The organism is Embleya sp. NPDC055664, from assembly GCF_053618075.1.
Map to the genome: position 1 here is coordinate 96,897 of NZ_JBSHGZ010000003.1, position 16,640 is coordinate 113,536.

The following is a 16,640-nucleotide window of genomic DNA, read 5'->3' on the forward strand; positions in this document are numbered from 1 at the left end:
GCGCTACCCAAAGGAGTGGGTACGGCATGCACACGGTGGGTGGGATCGGTCGGCAGATCGCGTACTGGCGCACGCGCAGGGGCCTGACCCAGGCCGAATTCGCGCGTCTGATGGGCCGATCGGTGCGCTGGGTCGAGGACGTGGAGGCCGGTCACCGGCAGGCCGACCCACGGCTGTCGGTACTCGCACGGGCGGCGGTCGTCCTGCGCATCGGGATCGACCGCCTGCTGCCTCCCGAGCCGAACCGGGAGGGCGTCGACCACGATCCGCTCGCGGCGGTCCGGGTCGCGCTGCGCCGGGCGGACTTCGCGCCGACCGCGGGTGCCCCCGTCGAGCCGCTCGATCTCGGGGTGTTGCGGCGGGAGTTGGCGTACGGATGGACTGCGTACGCCGCGGCCGACTACCTGTGCCTGGACCGGGTGGTGCCGCCGATGTTGGTCGGGACCGGGGCCGCGGCGGTCGCGCCCGTCGGGGAGGGGGCGGCGGATTCGCTCGCGCCGATGGTGGTGCGCGCCGGCGCGCTGACCCTGGCGGCCGCCGCGGCGCAGGTGTTCGGCGACGCCGACCTGGCCTGGCGCGCCGCCGACCGGGCGGTCACCGCGGCCGGGCGCAGCGGCGACGCGGTGGTGCTCGCGCGCGCCGCCGATCGGCTGACCGCGGCCATGGTCGGGCACGAAGGGGCCGGGGCCGCCGCCGAGTTCGCCCTTGAGGTGGAGGCGGACCTGGCCGCCGCGTTGGGCCCGCGCGGCGCGGTCGGGCGGGCGGCGCTGCGTACCCTGCGCCTGGGCGCCGCGTTGGCCACCGCGCGGCTCGGCGATCGTTCGGGCACGCGCGACCTCCTCGACGCGGCGGAGCGCATCGATCCCGGCGCGATCCAGGTGCCGCTGTGCCGGGTCACCGCGCACGTGCTGCTCGGCGAGTACGGGCGGGCCGTCGACGGTCGGCTGGACCCGGCCGCGCTCGCCGTGCTGCCGCGCGGCAGGCAGGCCCGGCACCTGATCGACCTCGCCCGGGCCCTGGCCGCGCTGGGCCGGCGCGGCGAGGCGGTCACCGCGCTGCTGGACGCCGAGGTCACGGCGGCTCAGGAGATCCGCTGCCGGCCGATCAACCGGACCTTCGTCCAGGAGATCCTGCGCCTGGACTCCTCGGTGGACGGCGACGAGGCCCGATTGCGCGCGCTGGCCGCCCGCTGTACGGGACAGGGGTCGACCCGATCGGAACGGGCATGGATCATGTAGGGGTGGTCCGGGTTGCCCGGCCGCCGATCCACTCCTCGGGAGCCGCCGTGATCACCGTGATTCTCGTCGCCGACCTGCTCCTCGTCGTCGGTGTGCTGATCGTCTTCCTCGCCCTGGGCGATCGCGCGCGCACCCGGACCGCGACGCACGACGGTCTGCGCATCGAGCGGGACAACACGACGCGCGCCGAAGCCGCCGGCGGCGTGCTCGGCGTGCACACCAACCACGGTTCCTGGCCGGGCGTCCAGCTTCGGTCCGACGGAACGGCGGGGCGCGGGGCGGCGGGGCGCGTGGGCCGAACCCCTGGTCGCGCCGTCCGGTGACCCGGCGCCGACGTCGGTCCCCGGCGGGCATGGGAGGCTGTGCGGCATGGGTCTGTTCACGGTGGACGAGGCACGCGCGGAGTTGGCCCGGCTGATGCCGGTACTCGATGAACTGATCGTGCTACGCGCGGACGCGGCGGAGTTGGCCGCAGCGCTGGAGCCGGGCGGGACCCGTACCGAACTGGGCGGTCTGCCGGAGCTCAAGGGCATGCAGGCGCGGCTCGACGACCTGATGACCCGCATCCAGCAGACCGGCGCGGAGCTCAAGGGCTTCGCGCCGCTGCTCGTCGACTTCCCTGCCGACCTGGACGGCGTACCGGTGTTGTTGTGCTGGTTGGAGGGGGACCGGGAACTGGCTTGGTACCACCGCACCGACCTGGGCTTCGCGGGTCGGCGCCCGCTGCCGTAGTGCGGCGCCCGGGTGGGGGAACCAGGCCGACAAGAGCGTCGAATCGGGCGAATGTCACCGGTGGCGCGTAGCGTTTCCCACCTGGGAATCGCTGCCTGGAGGTCATCGTGACGAAGTCCGTCCTGCTTGCCGTCGGCACTCGCAAGGGTTTGTGGCTCGGTCGCTCACACGGCGCCGAGCCCTGGGAGTTCACCGGGCCGCACCATCCGATGACCGGCGTCTACTCGGTCGCGATCGATACGCGGGGGTCGGCGCCTCGGGTGATGGCGGGTGTGGTGAACGAGCACTTCGGCCCGGTCGTGGTCACCAGCGACGACCTCGGCGCGACCTGGCGCGAGCCGGACCTGGGGCGGGTCGGCTTCCCGGCCGACGCCGGTGCGTCGGTCGAGCGGGTGTGGCAATTGGTGCCCGGGGCGAGTTCCGAGCCCGATGTGGTCTACGCCGGCGTGGAGCCTTCGGCGCTGTTCCGCTCCGCCGACGGTGGGCGCTCGTTCGAACTGGTCCGCGCGTTGTGGGACCACCCGCACCGTCCGCACTGGGGGGCCGGCTTCGGCGGGCAGGCGATCCACACCGTGCTGCCGCACCCCACCGACCCGCGCCGGATCGTGGTGGCGATGTCCACCGGCGGGGTCTACGTCACCGAGGACGGCGGGGCCAGTTGGCATCCGTCCAACACCGGGATCCACGTCACCTTCCAGCCGGACGAGTATCCGGAATACGGCCAGTGCGTCCACAAGGTGGCCCGGCATCCGGAGCGGCCCGACCGGCTGTTCCTGCAAAACCACCACGGGGTCTACCGCAGCGACGACGCGGGCGCGACGTGGCAGTCGATCGCCGAGGGCCTGCCCGCCGACTTCGGCTTCACGATCGTTGTGCACCCGCGCCGACCGGACACGGTGTATGTGGTCCCGCTCACCGCCGACGCGATGCGCTTCCCGATCGACGGGCGCTGTCGGGTCTATCGCAGCGACGACGCCGGCGAGACGTGGACCGCGTTGTCCGACGGCCTGCCCGACGGCTTCTGGACGGCGGTCCTGCGCGACGCGATGTGCGCCGACGACGCCGACGTCACCAGCCTGTACTTCGGCTCGCGCAGCGGCGAGATCTACCGGGGGCACCACGGCGGTGACCATTGGGAGCGCATCGCGCAGCATTTGCCCGACGTCCTGTCGTTGCGCGCCGCGGTGGTGTAGCCGCGCGTTGTGACCGACGTGCTCGCGCTGTGTGACGGCGGGGTTCGCACACGTTCACGCGCCCGCAACCCGGCCTTGGCACTGCGCTCACGTCGGGCTGAGAGGGTCGGGACGTCCGCGCTCCACGCAGCGAAACGCGCGTCGAAACGAGTCAGTGTGTCCAGCGTTCTGCCCGCCGCCGTGTTGTTCGACATGGACGGCACCCTCGTCGACACCGAGCAGTTGTGGTGGGAGGCGGTCGAGCACGTGGCCGGCCGGGTGGGCTACGCGCTGGGACCGACCGACACGGCCGACGTGGTGGGCCACGCCATCGCACACACCGCGACTTACCTGAACGCGGTGGTGCCCGAGGGGCCGTGCGTCCACGAGTTGTCCGACGCGTTGGACGCGGCGTTCACCGACCGGGTGCGGGGTCGGATCGAGCCGCTGCCGGGCGTCGTGGCCCTGCTGGACGCGCTGGCCGAGGCCGAGGTGCCGCTGGCCATCGTGTCGGCGTCGCCGCGGCATGTGGTGGACCTGGTGCGGGACGCGTTGGGGTCGGCGCGTTTCGCGGTCACCGTCGCGGCGGAGGACGTCGCGCGGACCAAGCCCGACCCCGCCCCTTATCTGGCCGCGGCGACCGCGCTCGGGGTCGAGCCGAGCGCGTGCGTCGCGGTCGAGGACACGGTGGTCGGCATCACGTCGGCGGAATCGGCCGGCTGTGCGGTGGTTGCGGTGCGCACGACTGCCCCGATCCAGCCCGCACCGGGCCGCCGCGTGGTCGCCTCGCTCGCGGCGGTCGACCTGGCCGACCTGCGCCCGGCGCTCCTCGCGAGGACGTGAGGGCGCGCTCCGCGGCCCACCACGACGGCCTCAAACGCCGGCCCGGCTTTTGGCCTCAAGCGCCGGCCGGGCTGAGTGCCCCCGGCCTCCGGCCGAGGTGGCCTCAAGCGCCGGCCGGGCTGTTTCGCCTCAAGCGCCGACGGGGCTGTTTCGCCTCAAGCGCCGGCGGGGCTGATTTGGCCTCAAGCGCCGGCCGGGCGGAGTGGGTGGGGATGGGGCGAGGGTTTTACCAGGGAATCGGAGCGGTCTCGGTCAGGAAGGCGGCCGTTGGGCCGTGCTTGTCCGCGGTTGCCGCGTTGACTGCGGCGGTTGCGCCCTCCTGTGATGTGCGTTGGCCGGTGTGGCGGTTGAGGTCGGTCGCGCAGTAGCCGGGGCTTACCGCGTTGACCAGGATTCCTTCGGCGCGCAGTTCGTTGGCGTAGAGCACGGTGATCGCGTTCAGGGCGCTCTTCGAGGTGCAGTAGGGGAGGAGGGTCGAGGAGTACGGGGCCCACGGGCTGCCCGGGTCGGCCAGGTGGGTGAGGGAGCCGAGTTCGCTGGACATGTTGACGATCCGTGCGGCGGCGGAGCGGCGTAGCAGCGGGAGCATGGCGTGGGTCACCGCGATGACGCCGAATACGTTGGTTTCGTAGACCTGCCGGACGGTGGCGGCGGGGGTTTCACTCGGCTTTCGCGGTTCGGCGGCGATCGCGGCGTTGTTGACGAGGATGTCGAGGCGGCCGAACGCGGCGTCGATCCGCCTGGCGGCGGCTTGGACCGACATCTCGTCGGTGACATCCAGCGGTACGAACCGTACGTCGGCGCCGTCGGCGCGAAGCTCCTCGGCCGCCGCCTCGCCCCGCTCGGCGTCGCGGGCGCCGATCAACACGGTGATGCCGAGGGCGGCGAGCCCGCGCGCCGTTTCCTTGCCGATGCCCTTGTTCGCGCCGGTGATCAGGGCGGTCTGCTGCGAAGTCGTCGTCATGGCACCCAGCCTCCCCTGAACCACGGGCGGCGGGGAAAGACCGGACGACTCTGGATCTATAGTCCACGGATATGAGTGAGCTGGAGGTGCGGGAGCTGAGGTACTTCATCGCGGTCGCCGAGGAGCTGAACTTCAGCCGGGCCGCGGAACGCCTGGGGATGGCGCAGCCCCCGCTGTCGAAGGCGATCGCCCACATGGAATCCCGGCTCGGTGTACGCCTGTTGGAGCGCACCACCCGGCGGGTGCGGCTGACCACCGCCGGTGGGGTGCTGCTCGACCAGGCCCGGATCGCGGTCGACGCGGTGCACGCGGCGGCCCGGCGGGCACGTCGGGCCGGTCAGCCGACCCCCCGACTCGTCGTGGCGGTCAAGCCGGGAGGCGATGCGGGGCTGTTGCGGGAGATCCTCGACGCCTACCGGGGAACGGGTTCGCGTCTGCCGCCGCCCGAGGTCGTGGTCGGCGGCAGCGGGGAGCCGATCGCCATGCTGCGGGACGGCCGTGCCGATGTGGCGCTGCTGCGCAGCCCGTTCGACGGTCGGGGGCTGGATTCCCAGACGCTCGTGGTCGAGCCGCGACTGGCCGTGCTCCCCGCCGCGCACCGCCTGGCCGGACGACGGCGACTGCGGCCGGCCGACCTGGAGGGCGAACCGATCCCACGCTGGAAGGGGGCCGCCCCCGCCACCCTCGCCTACTACACGGGATGCGACGGAGCGGAAGGGGGCGACGGCCGGCCGGGCTCGGCGCCGGCCGACCCGCCCGAGGGGCCGCTCGTGGCGAGCGTCGAGCAACTTCTGGAGGTGGTCGCGCTGGGCCAGGCGGTGGCGTTCCTGGCGCTGTCCACCACCAAGCGCCACCAGCGCCCGGACATCGCGTATCGGCCGGTCACCGGCCTCAGCCCCAGCACGGTCGTGGTCGCCTGGCCGGAGACCTCACGATCCCCGGCCGTCGCCGCCTTCGTCCGAGCCGCCCACGATGTCGCCGCCGCCCACCCCGACCACCTGAGCGCACTGGCGTAGTGACCGGGGCACGCACCCCCGGGGCCTACCGCCCGGCCGCCACCGCGGCTCCCGTGCGGATCACCTGGCGGATGGCCTCGCCGCTTGCCAGCTCCTCCATCGCCTCGTTCAGGTCGTCCAGTTCGACCGTGCCCGTGTGCAGCAGCTCGACCGGCATCCGCCCGGCCCGCCACAGGGCCAGGTAGCGGGGGATGTCGCGGCGGGGGACCGCGTCGCCCATGTACGAGCCGATCAGGGACTTGCCCTCGCCGGCGAAGGCCAGCGCCGGCACCGCGTCCAACCGCCGACCCGGCGCCGGCAGGCCGACCGAGACCACCCGGCCGCCTCGACCCACCGCCGCCAGGCAGTCCGCGATCACGCCGGCGCTGCCGACCGCCTCGATCACCACGTCCAGGCCGTCGCCGACCAGGCCGCCGATCGCGTCCACCGCCTCCTCCGGGTGGTACGCGTGCGACGCACCGAGCCGCACGGCCAGGTCGCGCTTCGCGGGGACCGGGTCGACCGCGACGATCGGGTACGCCCCGGCCGCCCGCGCGCCGAGCACGGCGGACAGGCCGACCCCGCCGAGGCCGAACACCGCGACCGACTGGCCCGGCCGTACCGCCGCCGTGTTGATCACCGCACCCGCCCCGGTCAGCACCGCGCAGCCGAACATCGACGCCACCTCGAACGGCACGTCGCGAGGGATCGGCACCACCGACTCCTGCGCCACCACCGCGAATTCGGCGAAAGCGGACACCCCGAGCTGGTGGTGCACCACCGCGCCGTCCGCGCCCCGGAGCAGCGACGGCCCGTGCAGCAGCCCGCCCGAGCCGTTGGCCGCCGCGGCGGCCGAGCACAGCGCCGGCCGGCCCTCGTCGCACCGCACGCAGTGGCCGCAGCTGGGCACGAACACGAGCGCGACGTGCTCCCCCGGCGCGACCCGGTCCACTCCGGGCCCGACCGCCTCGACCACGCCGACCGCCTCGTGCCCGAGTGCCATCGGCAGCGGCCGGACCCGATCGCCGTTGACCACGGACAGGTCGGAGTGGCACAGGCTCGCGGCGGCGATGCGCACCAGCACCTCGCCCGCACGCGGCTCGCCCAGTTCCACGTCCTCGATCGCGACCGGCCGGCTCGTCCCGTACGGCCGGGCCTGCGAAGTCGCGCGCAGCACGGCGGCCCGCATCCTCACGGCGCGACCTCGCGCGGGGTGAGCCGGACCACGTCCCGGCTCACCAGCAGCGGCACCACCTTGCCGAGCACGATCTCCCGAAAGTGCGCGGAGGCGCAGTGCGCGGTGAAGTCGGCCTCTGCGTCGTACTCCTCGACGAGCACGATCGTCCGGGCCTCCTCCGTGCCCTGGTGTACGCGATAGCTCCGGCAGCCGGGTTCGGCCAGCGAGTGGCGGGTCATCTCGTCGAGCAGGGTCAGCACCTGGTCCTGCGCGTCGGGATGGGTGAGATAGCGGGCGACGACTACGTAACTCAAGGGTGGTTCTCCTACGTACTACGGGGCGGGGAAACAGGGGGCGGGGGTGGCGCGGTCGCGCCGAGCCGGTCGCGCCGCAGGTCCCACAACCGGGGGTCGGACGTGGCCACGGCGACCGCGCCGAGCGCGAGTGCCGCAGCGGCGTCCTCGGCGGTCTCCACGAAGCCCGCCGCGACGAACGGCGACATCGCGCGTTTGGCCTCGGGGGTCATCCGGGCCACGATCGGCGACGGCATGATCTCGACCAGGTCGGGGCCGCCGCGCGCGATCGCGTCGGTGCTGCGGCGCATGTTGGAGCGGTCGGTGACGAACACCTTCTGCATGGTCAGCAGCCCGAGCGGGCGGCCCTTCTCCATCAGCGAGAGTCGGGTGCTGACCATGCCGTGCGCGCCCATCGCCTTGAGGAATTCCAGCGCGCCCTTGTCCTGGGCCAGGCCGGGGCAACTGTCCACGTTGACGAACACCGTCTTGCCCGCCCTGCCGAGCAGCTGCACGATGTTCGGCAGCTGCCCGACCGGGATGGACGCGAGGATGCACACCTGTGCGGGCGCGCCGAGGAAGTTCTGCAGGCGCTGGGGTCCGATGATCGACGCGATCACGGGTACCTCGGCGAAGGCGGACGAGAGCACGGAGGACATCCGGGGCGCGCTCGCGGGGCGTCGACTGGCGTTCATGACCTACCTGGGCTGGGTCTCGGCCGCCTCACGCATCGAAGCGGTTGGGCAGGCCCAGTTTGCCAGGATTGAGTATTCCGGCCGGATCGAGGCCGGCCTTGACCTTGGCGAACGTGTCGAACCCGGCACCGAGCGCGGCGGGCAGGTACGGGCCGCGCAGCAGTCCGCAGCCGTGGTGGTGGCTGAGCGCGGCGCCGTGCCGGATCAGCACCTCGTTGGCCGCGTCCCACACCGCGCGGTACCAGTCGCGGCGCCGGGGCCGGTCCACGTCGCCGCGCAGCGAGAAGTAGACGCAGGCGCCGTCGGTGTACGCGTGCGACTGGTGCGCGGAGGCCGCGAGCGTGCCGGGCACCGCCTGGATCGCCGCGACCACCTCGTCGTACACCTCGCCGAGCGCCGTCCACGACCCGGCCATCTCCAGCGTGTCGGCGACGAAGCCGGGCCCCGGGGTGAAGCCGTCGGAGGACTTGCCGACCAGCATGCGGTCCCGCAGCCAGCGCTCGAACACCGCGTCGCTGTCCAGTTCGGGGCCGTAGCTCAGGCAGACCTCCTCGCTGACCTCGAGCATCGCGTCGACCAGGATCGGGTCTCCCTCGTCGGCGATCAGCAGGAGGTTGGTCTCGGGGTGGTCGAAGTGCACCCCGCTCTCCAGCTTGTCGTACAGGCGCAACACCGCCGGGGTGGCGCCGCGCTGCATGATCTTGCGGCACGCGTCCAGGCCCTCGGCGAAGGTGTCGAAGCCGAACGCGAGCGCCTTGGCGTAGGTGGGCAGCGGGTGTACCCGGATGCGCGCGGAGACGATCACGCCGAGCGTGCCCTCCGAACCGATGAAGATCTGCCGCAGGTCGGGGCCGGTGGCGGCGCGCGGGTAGTCGCCGTAGGTGGCCCGGGTGCCGTCGGCGTGCACCACGTCGATGCCGACGACCATGTCCTCGATCTTGCCGTAGCGGGTGGAGAGTTGGCCCGCGCCGCGGCAGGCGATCCAGCCACCGACGGTGGAGACGGCGAACGCGGACGGCCAGTGGCCGGTGGTGACGCCGTGGGTCTCCTGGAGTTCCTTTTCGAACAGGTCGCCGAACATGCCGGCCTCGACGTCGACGACGAGCGATTCGGCGTCGAAGGAGACGATGCGGTTCAGTCCGCACAGGTCGAGCACGACGCCGCCGTGCACGGGCAGCGCGGCGCCGGTGACGTTGCTGCGGCCGGCGGATGCGGTGACCGGGATGCCGGCGGCGTGGCAGATCCGCAGTACGGCGGCCACCTGGTCGGCGTCGACGACCTCGACGATCACCGCGTCGGGAGTGGCGGGGCGGCCGTCGGTCTCACCGATCATGGTGCCGGCCCACCAGTCGCGGGTACGGGCGACCACGTCGTCGCGGTCGGTGTACACGGCCTTGGCGGCGGCGCGCAGGTCCTCGATCACCGGGGCGGGCACCTCGACCACGGTGCCCTGGAGCGACGCGTCGCCGGTGCCGATCGGGGTGTTCCGGGCCCACTTGGCCGGGGTGGGCGCGCCCACGATGTAGTCGCCGCGGTTGAACGGGTTGGTGATGGTCTGCCTGCTGATCACTTCGCGGCTCCTTGGGGTGCGATCACTGCGGATGTGGGTTCTTCGGGCTCGCCGAGCAGGACCGCCTTCTCGTGCCGCACGGCGGCGAGGTAGTCGGCGACCTGGCGGTCGATCTGCGCGGCGGTCAGGCCCAGTTCGGCGCCGAGCAGCCGGCCGACCTCGGGGGCCGCGGCGGCCGAGGCGTCGCGGGCGAACAGGCGCGAGCGGGTGCGTCGGGAGAGCACGTCGTCCACCGAGCGGGCCATCTCGGAGCGGGCCGCGTAGACGACCTCGGCCCTGATGTACGGCATGCCGGCGACCACCGGCTCGGCGAGCGCGGGGTCCTCGGCGAGCAGGTCGGAGACGAAGCGGGCCTCGGTGCCGTAGCGCTCGCCCAGGTGTGCGGCCAGGCCGCCGGACGCGGCGACCGCCTCGGCGTCGTAGCCGGCACCGCCGATCAGCGGCAGGTTGGTGGTGCGGCTGCGGCCCTTGCGACCCAGGACCTGCATCACCTTGTCGATCACCAGTTCGCCCATGTGCCGGCTGGTGGTGAGCTTGCCGCCGGTGACGGTGACCATGCCGCCGCGGCCGACGGAGATGTGGTGGTCGCGGCTCATGTCGAGGGTGGCGCCCTCCTTGCCGCCGACCAGCGGACGCAGGCCGCCGATGCTGCCGATCACGTCGTCCGGGGTGAGCCGGCCCTCGAACGCGGTGTTGGCGCCTTCGAGCAGGAACTCCATCTCCGGGCGGGTGCAGTGCACGTCGTCGATCGAGCCGCGGTAGTCCTCGTCGGTGGTGCCGAGCACGACCGCGTCGCCCCAGCGGGTGCAGGTGGCGCGGCGGGCCCGGCCCGGGATGGGCACGGTGACCGTGCAGTCGATCCGGACCTTGTGCCACGGAACCACGATGTGCACGCCCTTGGCGGGTCGTACCTGCGGCCGGTGGTCGTCGTCGGCCAGTCCGTCGACGGTGTCGCTCCACACGCCGGTGGCGTTGACCACGGCGGAGGCGCGCACGTCGAAGCGCTCGCCGTCGACCTCGATCCGGGCTCCGGCGGCCCGGCCGCGCTCGGTCAGGATCCGGTCCACCGTGGCGCCGTTGAGCACGGTGGCGCCCAGCGCGGCGGCGGTGCGCACGATGGTCAGCACCAGGCGGGCGTCGTCGGCGCGGCCGTCGAAGTACATCAGCCCGCCCTGGAGGTGGTCCGCGCGCAGCGTGGGCGCGTGGGTCAGTACCTCGTCGACGGTCAGCCGCTGGTGCAGCTTGCCGATCCGCCAGCCGCCGACCAGGTCGTAGGTCCACAGCAGGCCCTCGAAGCCCTTGGCGAGGCGGGCGTCGAAAACGCCCTCCTTCTCCAGGATCGGGAACAGGAACGGCAGGCGATGCACCAGGTGCGGCGCGTTCTTGCGGAAGCGGTGTCTTTCCAGGAGCGAGTGGCGGACCAGGTTGACGTTGCCCTGCTCGATGTAGCGCAGGCCGCCGTGCACCATCTTCGACGACTTGGAGGAGGTCCCGGAGGCGAAGTCGTCCTTCTCCACCAGGGCCACGTCCAGGCCGCGCGAGGCCGCGTCGAGCGCGGCGTAGGCGCCGGTGACGCCGCCGCCGACGACGAGCACGTCGAAGCGGTGGTCCGCGAGTCGGTGCTTGGCCCGGCCGCGGTCGAGAAGCAGCGGGGTGCCTCTCGTGGCCGCCGCCGACGCCCGTCGTGGCTTGCGGGCGGGCATCGAAATCACAATCAACTCCTGGGGTCTGTCCGGCGGTTCACGGTTCGCGCCGCCGGGTCGTACGGGCGGTTCGGCTCAGGCGGGGTAGCCGGCGAGCACGCTTCGCCAGGCGGCGCGCTGTGTGGCGCGCCGGTCGGGGGTGGTGGTCGGTTCGAAGATCCGGCCGCGTGGTTGGGCCTCGACCACCTCGTCGAGCGAGGACCACAGGCCCTCGCGGACGCCCGCCAGGTAGGCGGTGCCGCGCAGGCTCGCGGTGGCCGAGTCGGCGGCGCGCTCGATCGGCAGGCCGACCAGGTCGGCCTGGATCTGCATGAGGGTGTCGCTGCCGGCCACCCCGCCGCCCACCCGAAGGCGGGCGAACGGGGCCTGCATGGTGGCGGCGACGCCGTCGATCAGGTCGCACACGGAGTGCGCGATCCCGTCCAGCACGGCCCGGGCCACATCGGCCCGGGTGGTGGCCAGGGTCAGCCCGCCGAGCGCGGCCCGTGCCTCGGGCCGCCACTCGGGGGTGCGGATCCCGGCGAGCGCGGGCACGAACCACTCGCGCGGGCCCGCGTCGGCGTCGACCCCCGCGGCGAGTTCGCCGATCTCCGCCGGCGAGGCAAACAGGCCCAGGTCGTCGCACAACCAGCGCAGCGCGGACCCGGTGGTCGAGCAGTACGCCTCCAGGCTGAAGTGCGTGGTGTCGCCCTGGCGCCAACCGGGCTGGGCGAGCACCCCGGCGATGCCCGGGATCGGCATCGCGGGGGTGCGGCCGGTGGCCGCGTCCACGAAGGTGCCGGTGCCGTACATGCACATCCCTTGGCCGGCGGCCAGTCCGCCCAGCGCGATCAGCGCCGCGTGCTGGTCGCCCATCACCGCCGCCAACGGCAGTTCCACACCGAGCAGTTCGGGGTCGGTGCGGCCGTAGCCGAGGTCGTCGTCGGCGAACAGGTCCGGGAGCAGTTCGAGCGGGTAGCCCAGGTGCTCGATCCACTCGCGGTCCCACGCGTGCTCACGCAGCAGGTAGGCGCCGATCGAGCCGGCGTTGCTCGCCGAGACCGCGTGCGCGGCCCCGCCGGTGAAGCGCCAGGCCAGCCAGGTGTCCACGGTGCCGAACACGAGCGTGCCCGCCTTGTACGCCTCGGCCACCTCCGGCCGCTCGGCGATCTGCCGCGCGGCCCAGTGGAACGGCGCCCTGCTGCCCACCGGGCGGCCGAGCCGGGCGAGCAGCCGCTCGTCCCACGCGGCCTCGTAGCCGAGCAGGTCCCGGGCATAGCGCCGGTCCTGCCACACGCATGCCGGCACCAGCGGCAGGCCGGTGCGCCGGTCCCACAACATCGCGGTGGCCCGCTGTGTGGACAGCGCGAGCGCGACGATCTCCACGCCGTCGGCACGGGCGCCGGCCAGGGCCTCGCGGCACACGTCGAGGGTGGCCGACCAGATCTCCATCGGGTCCTGCTCGACCGAGTCCTCGTCGGGGTGGTCCACGGCGATCGTGCGATACGCCAGGTGGGTGACCGCCCCGGAGTCCTGCACGACTCCGGCGCGGGTCCCGGTGGTGCCCTCGTCCACGGACAGGATGCCCAGGCGCCGGCCGGGGTGGTGCAACGTCTTCGTCATCACAGCCCTTTCGGTGCGATATCTCCGCTTGATCCGAGTGCGAGTCTCGCGTGACGGACCCGCTTCAGCGGGTGACCAACGCGGGGTTCGCGGGCCCGGCCGACGGTGCGGCGATGATCGGCACGTTCGGGTCCTCGTCGGGCGAGACGGCCCGGGTCGGGTCCCAGCGGATCGCCAGGCAGGTGAGCAGGCCGAGCAGCGGGACGACGGCCAACACCATGAAGGTCTTGTCCAGGCCGATGCCGTCCTTGATCTGCGGGAACAGGTACAGCCCGGCCACGCTGCCGAAGCTGCCGATCATCCCGGTCACGCCGGTGCCCAGGGTGCGCACCTCGCTGCGGTAGGACAGCGCGGCGATCGACTTGCCGTTGGCGCCGGGACCGGCGGAGTGACAGAAGATGAACAGCGCCGGGAGGATGAACGCGATCCAGGTGGGCACCCGGTCGAAGGTCAGCCCCATGCCGAGCAGCATCACGAACACGCCGCCGAAGCCGATCGCCGAGCTGATCCGCAGGCCGAGCCGGCGCGCGAAGTACGCGGAGAGCAGGCCGCCGACGATGCCGAAGGCGTTGAACACCATCGAACCGATGGTGGCCTTCTCGAAGCTGTTGCCGAAGATGGCCAGGCTGATCACCGGCAGATACCAGCCGACGGCGAAGTACTGCATGGACTGGCCCAGCGAGATCGCCGAGGACAGCAGGGTGCGCGGCAGATACGAGCCGCGGAACAGGATCCCGGCCTGCTTGATCCCCACGTTCGGCGGCGCCTCCTCGGCGTCCGCCTTGTCGGGCACGGCGCCGGCGACCGCCTCGATGCCGTAGATGCGGCGCAGGTTGCGGACCGCGTCCTCCAGTCGACCCTTTGTGGCCAGCCACGTGGGGCTCTCCACCAAAAACGCCCACTGGAGCAGGAACAGGGTCAGCGCGATCACCCCGGCCGAGCCGACCGACCAGCGCCAGATGTCGGCGCCGACGTCGAACTTGAAGCAGATCAGGGTGAGCAGCAGGTTGCCCGTGGTGGCGATGTACCAGATGCCCTGCCACAGATTGAGCCGGCCGCGCAGCGACTTGGGCGTGTACTCGGCGAGCAGCGCCATCGCCACCGCGAAGTCGACGCCGTAGGCCACACCGACCAGGACCCGGCCGATCCACACCACGAGGAAGTCGTCGGCGGTGGCCGCGATCACCGCGCCGGCCAGCGCGAACAGCTTGGCCAGCAGCAGCGGGGGCACCCGGCCGATCCGGGTGGCCAGCCAGCCGCCGATGGGGTTGAACAGGATGGCCAGCGCGGGTGCGGTGGCGGTGAGGATGGAGACCTGGGTGCTGCTCAGGTCCATCTGCTTCGTCATCGGGGCGAGCCCGGCGCCCAGTGCGGCGTTGGAGTACGCGTCGAGGAAAAGTCCCCCGAACACGAGGAACCAGATGACCCTGGACCGGCCGGAGATCGTCCCCTGCCGGTCGATGAGCGCGACGACGTCCTTGACGCCTCTGACGCTCGGCTGCTGTGCCATGTTCCCGTCCTCGGAAAAAAGGACCGGTCGGTGACACGCGAGCGCTAACGCGTAGGAGGGCACAGCGAAGCCACCGACAGGTGGTCTTCGTCTGTTCCTGCCAAAGAATGCTCTGGACCCTAGGAGGGACATCCGGGGGTGTCAAGGGTGGCGGTCGAGGGCCAAGATGGGGTAATGATCCACTCTGCCGCCGAGAACCGTTACCAATCCATGCGCTATCGCCGTGCCGGACGCAGCGGGGTCGAGTTGCCCGCGGTGTCGCTCGGGTTGTGGCACAACTTCGGGGACACCCAGCCCATGGAGGTCCAGCGCGCGGTGTTGCGACGCGCCTTCGACCTCGGGGTGACGCACTTCGACCTGGCGAACAACTACGGGCCGCCGTACGGGTCGGCCGAGGCCAACTTCGGGGTGCACTTCCGGGCCGACTTCCGGCCCTATCGCGACGAGCTGTTCATCGCCTCCAAGGCCGGCTGGGACATGTGGCCGGGGCCGTACGGCAACGGCGGTTCGCGCAAGTACCTGCTGGCCAGCCTGGACCAGTCGCTGGGCCGGATGGGGCTCGACTACGTCGACGTCTTCTACTCGCACCGCTACGACCCGGACACCCCGTTGGAAGAGACGATGGGCGCGCTGGACACGGCCGTTCGGTCCGGGCGCGCGCTGTACGCCGGCATTTCCAACTACGGTCCGGAGGAGCACCGTCGGGCCGTGGAGATCCTGCGCGACCTCGGCACTCCGGTACTGCTCAACCAGTCGGCGTACTCGATCCTGGACCGCGAGCCGGAGCGGGGCGTGCTGGACGCGGTCGGCGAGACCGGGACCGCGCTGATCGCGTATTCCCCGTTGGCGCAGGGCCTGTTGACGGACCGCTACCTGAACGGCGTCCCGGCCGACTCGCGGATGGCGGTGGGCCACTTCCTCACCGAGGACGCCCTCACCGAGGAGCGCCTGACCCTGCTGCGCGCGCTGAACAAGCTCGCCGGCGACCGCGGCCAGACGCTGGCCCAACTCGCCCTCACCTGGATCCTGCGCGACCCGAGGGTGGTTTCGGTCATCGTCGGGGCAAGCAGTGTGCGGCAGTTGGAGCAGAACCTGTCCGCGGTCGGCCAACCCGACCTGACCGAGCCGGAGATCGCCGAAATCGACCGCCTCTGCGCACAGCTCTGACCGACCCGTGCCGCCCCGACTCGCCGGCTGCCCGCCGTCGGGTCGGGGCGTCAGCGGCTGGTCAGGTGCGGTCGTGGAGGGTGACGTGGTAGCCGTCGGGGTCGGCGAAGGTGAAGGTGCGGCCGAAGGGTCCGTCGATCGGCGCGGCGACGATGGGGTGACCGTCGGCGACGAGGGCGTCGTGGATGGCCTGGACGTCGGTGGCGTGCAGCCAGATCGCGGCACCGATGCCGGGTCGGGCCGCGGACGCGAGATCGGTGCCGGGCACGATGTCGCGCAGCGCGAACGCGATCGGCTTGGTCTCGAAGACGACGGCGTGCGGGGGCCCGGCCGGCGAGCGGACGAGGCCGAGGTAGTGCTCGTAGAACGCCTGCGAAGCGTCGAGGTCACGCACCTGGAGCGAGATGAAGTCGGGGCCGGTGGCGGGCATGGCGATACTCCTTCGTTGCATGTCAGGTTCCTGACACACATCAAGGTATGTCAGAATCCTGACATGAGTCAAAACGGTGCGGGCGTCGACCTGGACACATCCCTGGGCTACCTGCTGAAAGAGGCTTCGAGCGCCCTGCGCGCGGCCATGGAGGAGGTGCTGCGGCCCCTCGGGATGAGCGTGACGCACTACTCCTGCCTCGAACTGCTGGCCCAACGCCCGGGCCTGTCCAACTCCGAACTCGCGCGCGGCGCGTTCGTGACCCGGCAGACGATGAACGTCCTGCTCCAGGCCCTGGAACGAGACGGCTACGTAACCAGACCCGCGGAGGCCCCCGTCGGAAAGGCCCTCCCCGCGAGGCTGACCCCCCGAGGCCGCCGAAGCCTGGAAAAGGCGACCACGGCGGTGCGATCCGTCGAACTCAAGATGCTGACCGGCATGACCGGGCCCGAACAGGCGGCCGCGTTCCGCAGCCTGCGAAGCATGATCGATTCCCTGCGCGACACCGACGACGGCCGATAGCCCGCCCCTCGCCACAGGCGCGTACGG

At 72.2% G+C, this 16,640-nt stretch carries 17 protein-coding genes; 8 read left to right on the forward strand and 9 right to left on the reverse strand.

What is annotated here, in order from left to right:
- Positions 1-26 precede the first annotated feature (26 nt).
- From ACWGR4_RS06170 to ACWGR4_RS06190, 5 genes are all read left to right on the forward strand, one after another.
- Positions 27-1,238 (forward strand): helix-turn-helix domain-containing protein, encoded by a 1,212-nt coding sequence (locus tag ACWGR4_RS06170; protein ID WP_380001210.1) that lies wholly within the window; start codon positions 27-29, stop codon positions 1,236-1,238.
- On the forward strand, positions 1,226-1,561 hold the full coding sequence (locus ACWGR4_RS06175; RefSeq protein ID WP_452131735.1) for a hypothetical protein: 336 nt from the start codon (positions 1,226-1,228) through the stop codon (positions 1,559-1,561). The genes ACWGR4_RS06170 and ACWGR4_RS06175 overlap by 13 nt, the downstream gene beginning before the upstream one ends.
- Positions 1,562-1,607: 46 nt before the next feature.
- A complete protein-coding gene (locus tag ACWGR4_RS06180; RefSeq protein WP_452131736.1) occupies positions 1,608-1,970 on the forward strand; it encodes a DUF2203 domain-containing protein in 363 nt (120 codons plus the stop codon).
- A 107-nt stretch (positions 1,971-2,077) separates the two neighbouring features.
- Positions 2,078-3,163: a WD40/YVTN/BNR-like repeat-containing protein gene (locus ACWGR4_RS06185; RefSeq protein WP_380001216.1), complete on the forward strand. Its 1,086-nt coding sequence runs from the start codon at positions 2,078-2,080 to the stop codon at positions 3,161-3,163.
- Between the two features lie 156 nt (positions 3,164-3,319).
- Positions 3,320-3,985, forward strand: a complete 666-nt coding sequence (locus ACWGR4_RS06190) for an HAD family hydrolase (RefSeq protein ID WP_452131737.1) — start codon at positions 3,320-3,322, stop codon at positions 3,983-3,985.
- A 226-nt stretch (positions 3,986-4,211) separates the two neighbouring features.
- Here ACWGR4_RS06190 and ACWGR4_RS06195 read toward each other — a convergent pair whose 3' ends face one another.
- Complete coding sequence (locus tag ACWGR4_RS06195; protein WP_380033373.1) at positions 4,212-4,949, reverse strand: SDR family NAD(P)-dependent oxidoreductase; 738 nt, start codon at positions 4,947-4,949, stop codon at positions 4,212-4,214.
- Between the two features lie 80 nt (positions 4,950-5,029).
- On the opposite strand from ACWGR4_RS06195, the gene ACWGR4_RS06200 reads away from it, so the two are divergent.
- Positions 5,030-5,965: a LysR family transcriptional regulator gene (locus tag ACWGR4_RS06200; protein ID WP_452131756.1), complete on the forward strand. Its 936-nt coding sequence runs from the start codon at positions 5,030-5,032 to the stop codon at positions 5,963-5,965.
- 25 nt (positions 5,966-5,990) lie between these two features.
- On the opposite strand, the gene ACWGR4_RS06205 is transcribed toward ACWGR4_RS06200, so the two are convergent.
- The 7 genes from ACWGR4_RS06205 to ACWGR4_RS06235 all read right to left on the reverse strand — a co-directional run bounded on the left by ACWGR4_RS06205 (position 5,991) and on the right by ACWGR4_RS06235 (position 14,494).
- Positions 5,991-7,139: an alcohol dehydrogenase catalytic domain-containing protein gene (locus ACWGR4_RS06205; RefSeq protein WP_452131738.1), complete on the reverse strand. Its 1,149-nt coding sequence runs from the start codon at positions 7,137-7,139 to the stop codon at positions 5,991-5,993.
- Positions 7,136-7,435 (reverse strand): putative quinol monooxygenase, encoded by a 300-nt coding sequence (locus ACWGR4_RS06210; RefSeq protein WP_380001242.1) that lies wholly within the window; start codon positions 7,433-7,435, stop codon positions 7,136-7,138. Before ACWGR4_RS06210 ends, ACWGR4_RS06205 begins: the two co-directional genes overlap by 4 nt.
- Before the next feature lie 11 nt (positions 7,436-7,446).
- On the reverse strand, positions 7,447-8,109 hold the full coding sequence (locus ACWGR4_RS06215; RefSeq protein ID WP_452131739.1) for a glycerol-3-phosphate responsive antiterminator: 663 nt from the start codon (positions 8,107-8,109) through the stop codon (positions 7,447-7,449).
- 28 nt (positions 8,110-8,137) lie between these two features.
- Positions 8,138-9,679 carry an FAD-binding oxidoreductase gene (locus ACWGR4_RS06220; protein WP_452131740.1) on the reverse strand — a complete coding sequence of 514 codons (1,542 nt, stop codon included), beginning with the start codon at positions 9,677-9,679 and terminating at the stop codon, positions 8,138-8,140.
- Complete coding sequence (locus ACWGR4_RS06225) at positions 9,676-11,391, reverse strand: glycerol-3-phosphate dehydrogenase/oxidase (RefSeq protein WP_452131741.1); 1,716 nt, start codon at positions 11,389-11,391, stop codon at positions 9,676-9,678. Before ACWGR4_RS06225 ends, ACWGR4_RS06220 begins: the two co-directional genes overlap by 4 nt.
- A gap of 66 nt (positions 11,392-11,457) precedes the next feature.
- Positions 11,458-12,984 (reverse strand): FGGY family carbohydrate kinase, encoded by a 1,527-nt coding sequence (locus ACWGR4_RS06230; protein WP_452131742.1) that lies wholly within the window; start codon positions 12,982-12,984, stop codon positions 11,458-11,460.
- A 64-nt stretch (positions 12,985-13,048) separates the two neighbouring features.
- A complete protein-coding gene (locus tag ACWGR4_RS06235) occupies positions 13,049-14,494 on the reverse strand; it encodes an MFS transporter (protein WP_452131743.1) in 1,446 nt (481 codons plus the stop codon).
- A 174-nt stretch (positions 14,495-14,668) separates the two neighbouring features.
- On the opposite strand from ACWGR4_RS06235, the gene ACWGR4_RS06240 reads away from it, so the two are divergent.
- Positions 14,669-15,661 (forward strand): aldo/keto reductase, encoded by a 993-nt coding sequence (locus tag ACWGR4_RS06240; protein ID WP_452131744.1) that lies wholly within the window; start codon positions 14,669-14,671, stop codon positions 15,659-15,661.
- Between the two features lie 61 nt (positions 15,662-15,722).
- Here the strand turns inward: ACWGR4_RS06240 and ACWGR4_RS06245 are convergent, their stop codons facing one another.
- On the reverse strand, positions 15,723-16,091 hold the full coding sequence (locus ACWGR4_RS06245; protein ID WP_452131745.1) for a VOC family protein: 369 nt from the start codon (positions 16,089-16,091) through the stop codon (positions 15,723-15,725).
- A 63-nt stretch (positions 16,092-16,154) separates the two neighbouring features.
- Here ACWGR4_RS06245 and ACWGR4_RS06250 point away from each other — a divergent pair, with 63 nt between their 5' ends.
- Entirely contained in the window at positions 16,155-16,613 is a 459-nt protein-coding gene (locus ACWGR4_RS06250; protein WP_380033391.1) for a MarR family winged helix-turn-helix transcriptional regulator, read from the forward strand.
- Positions 16,614-16,640: the final 27 nt, after the last annotated feature.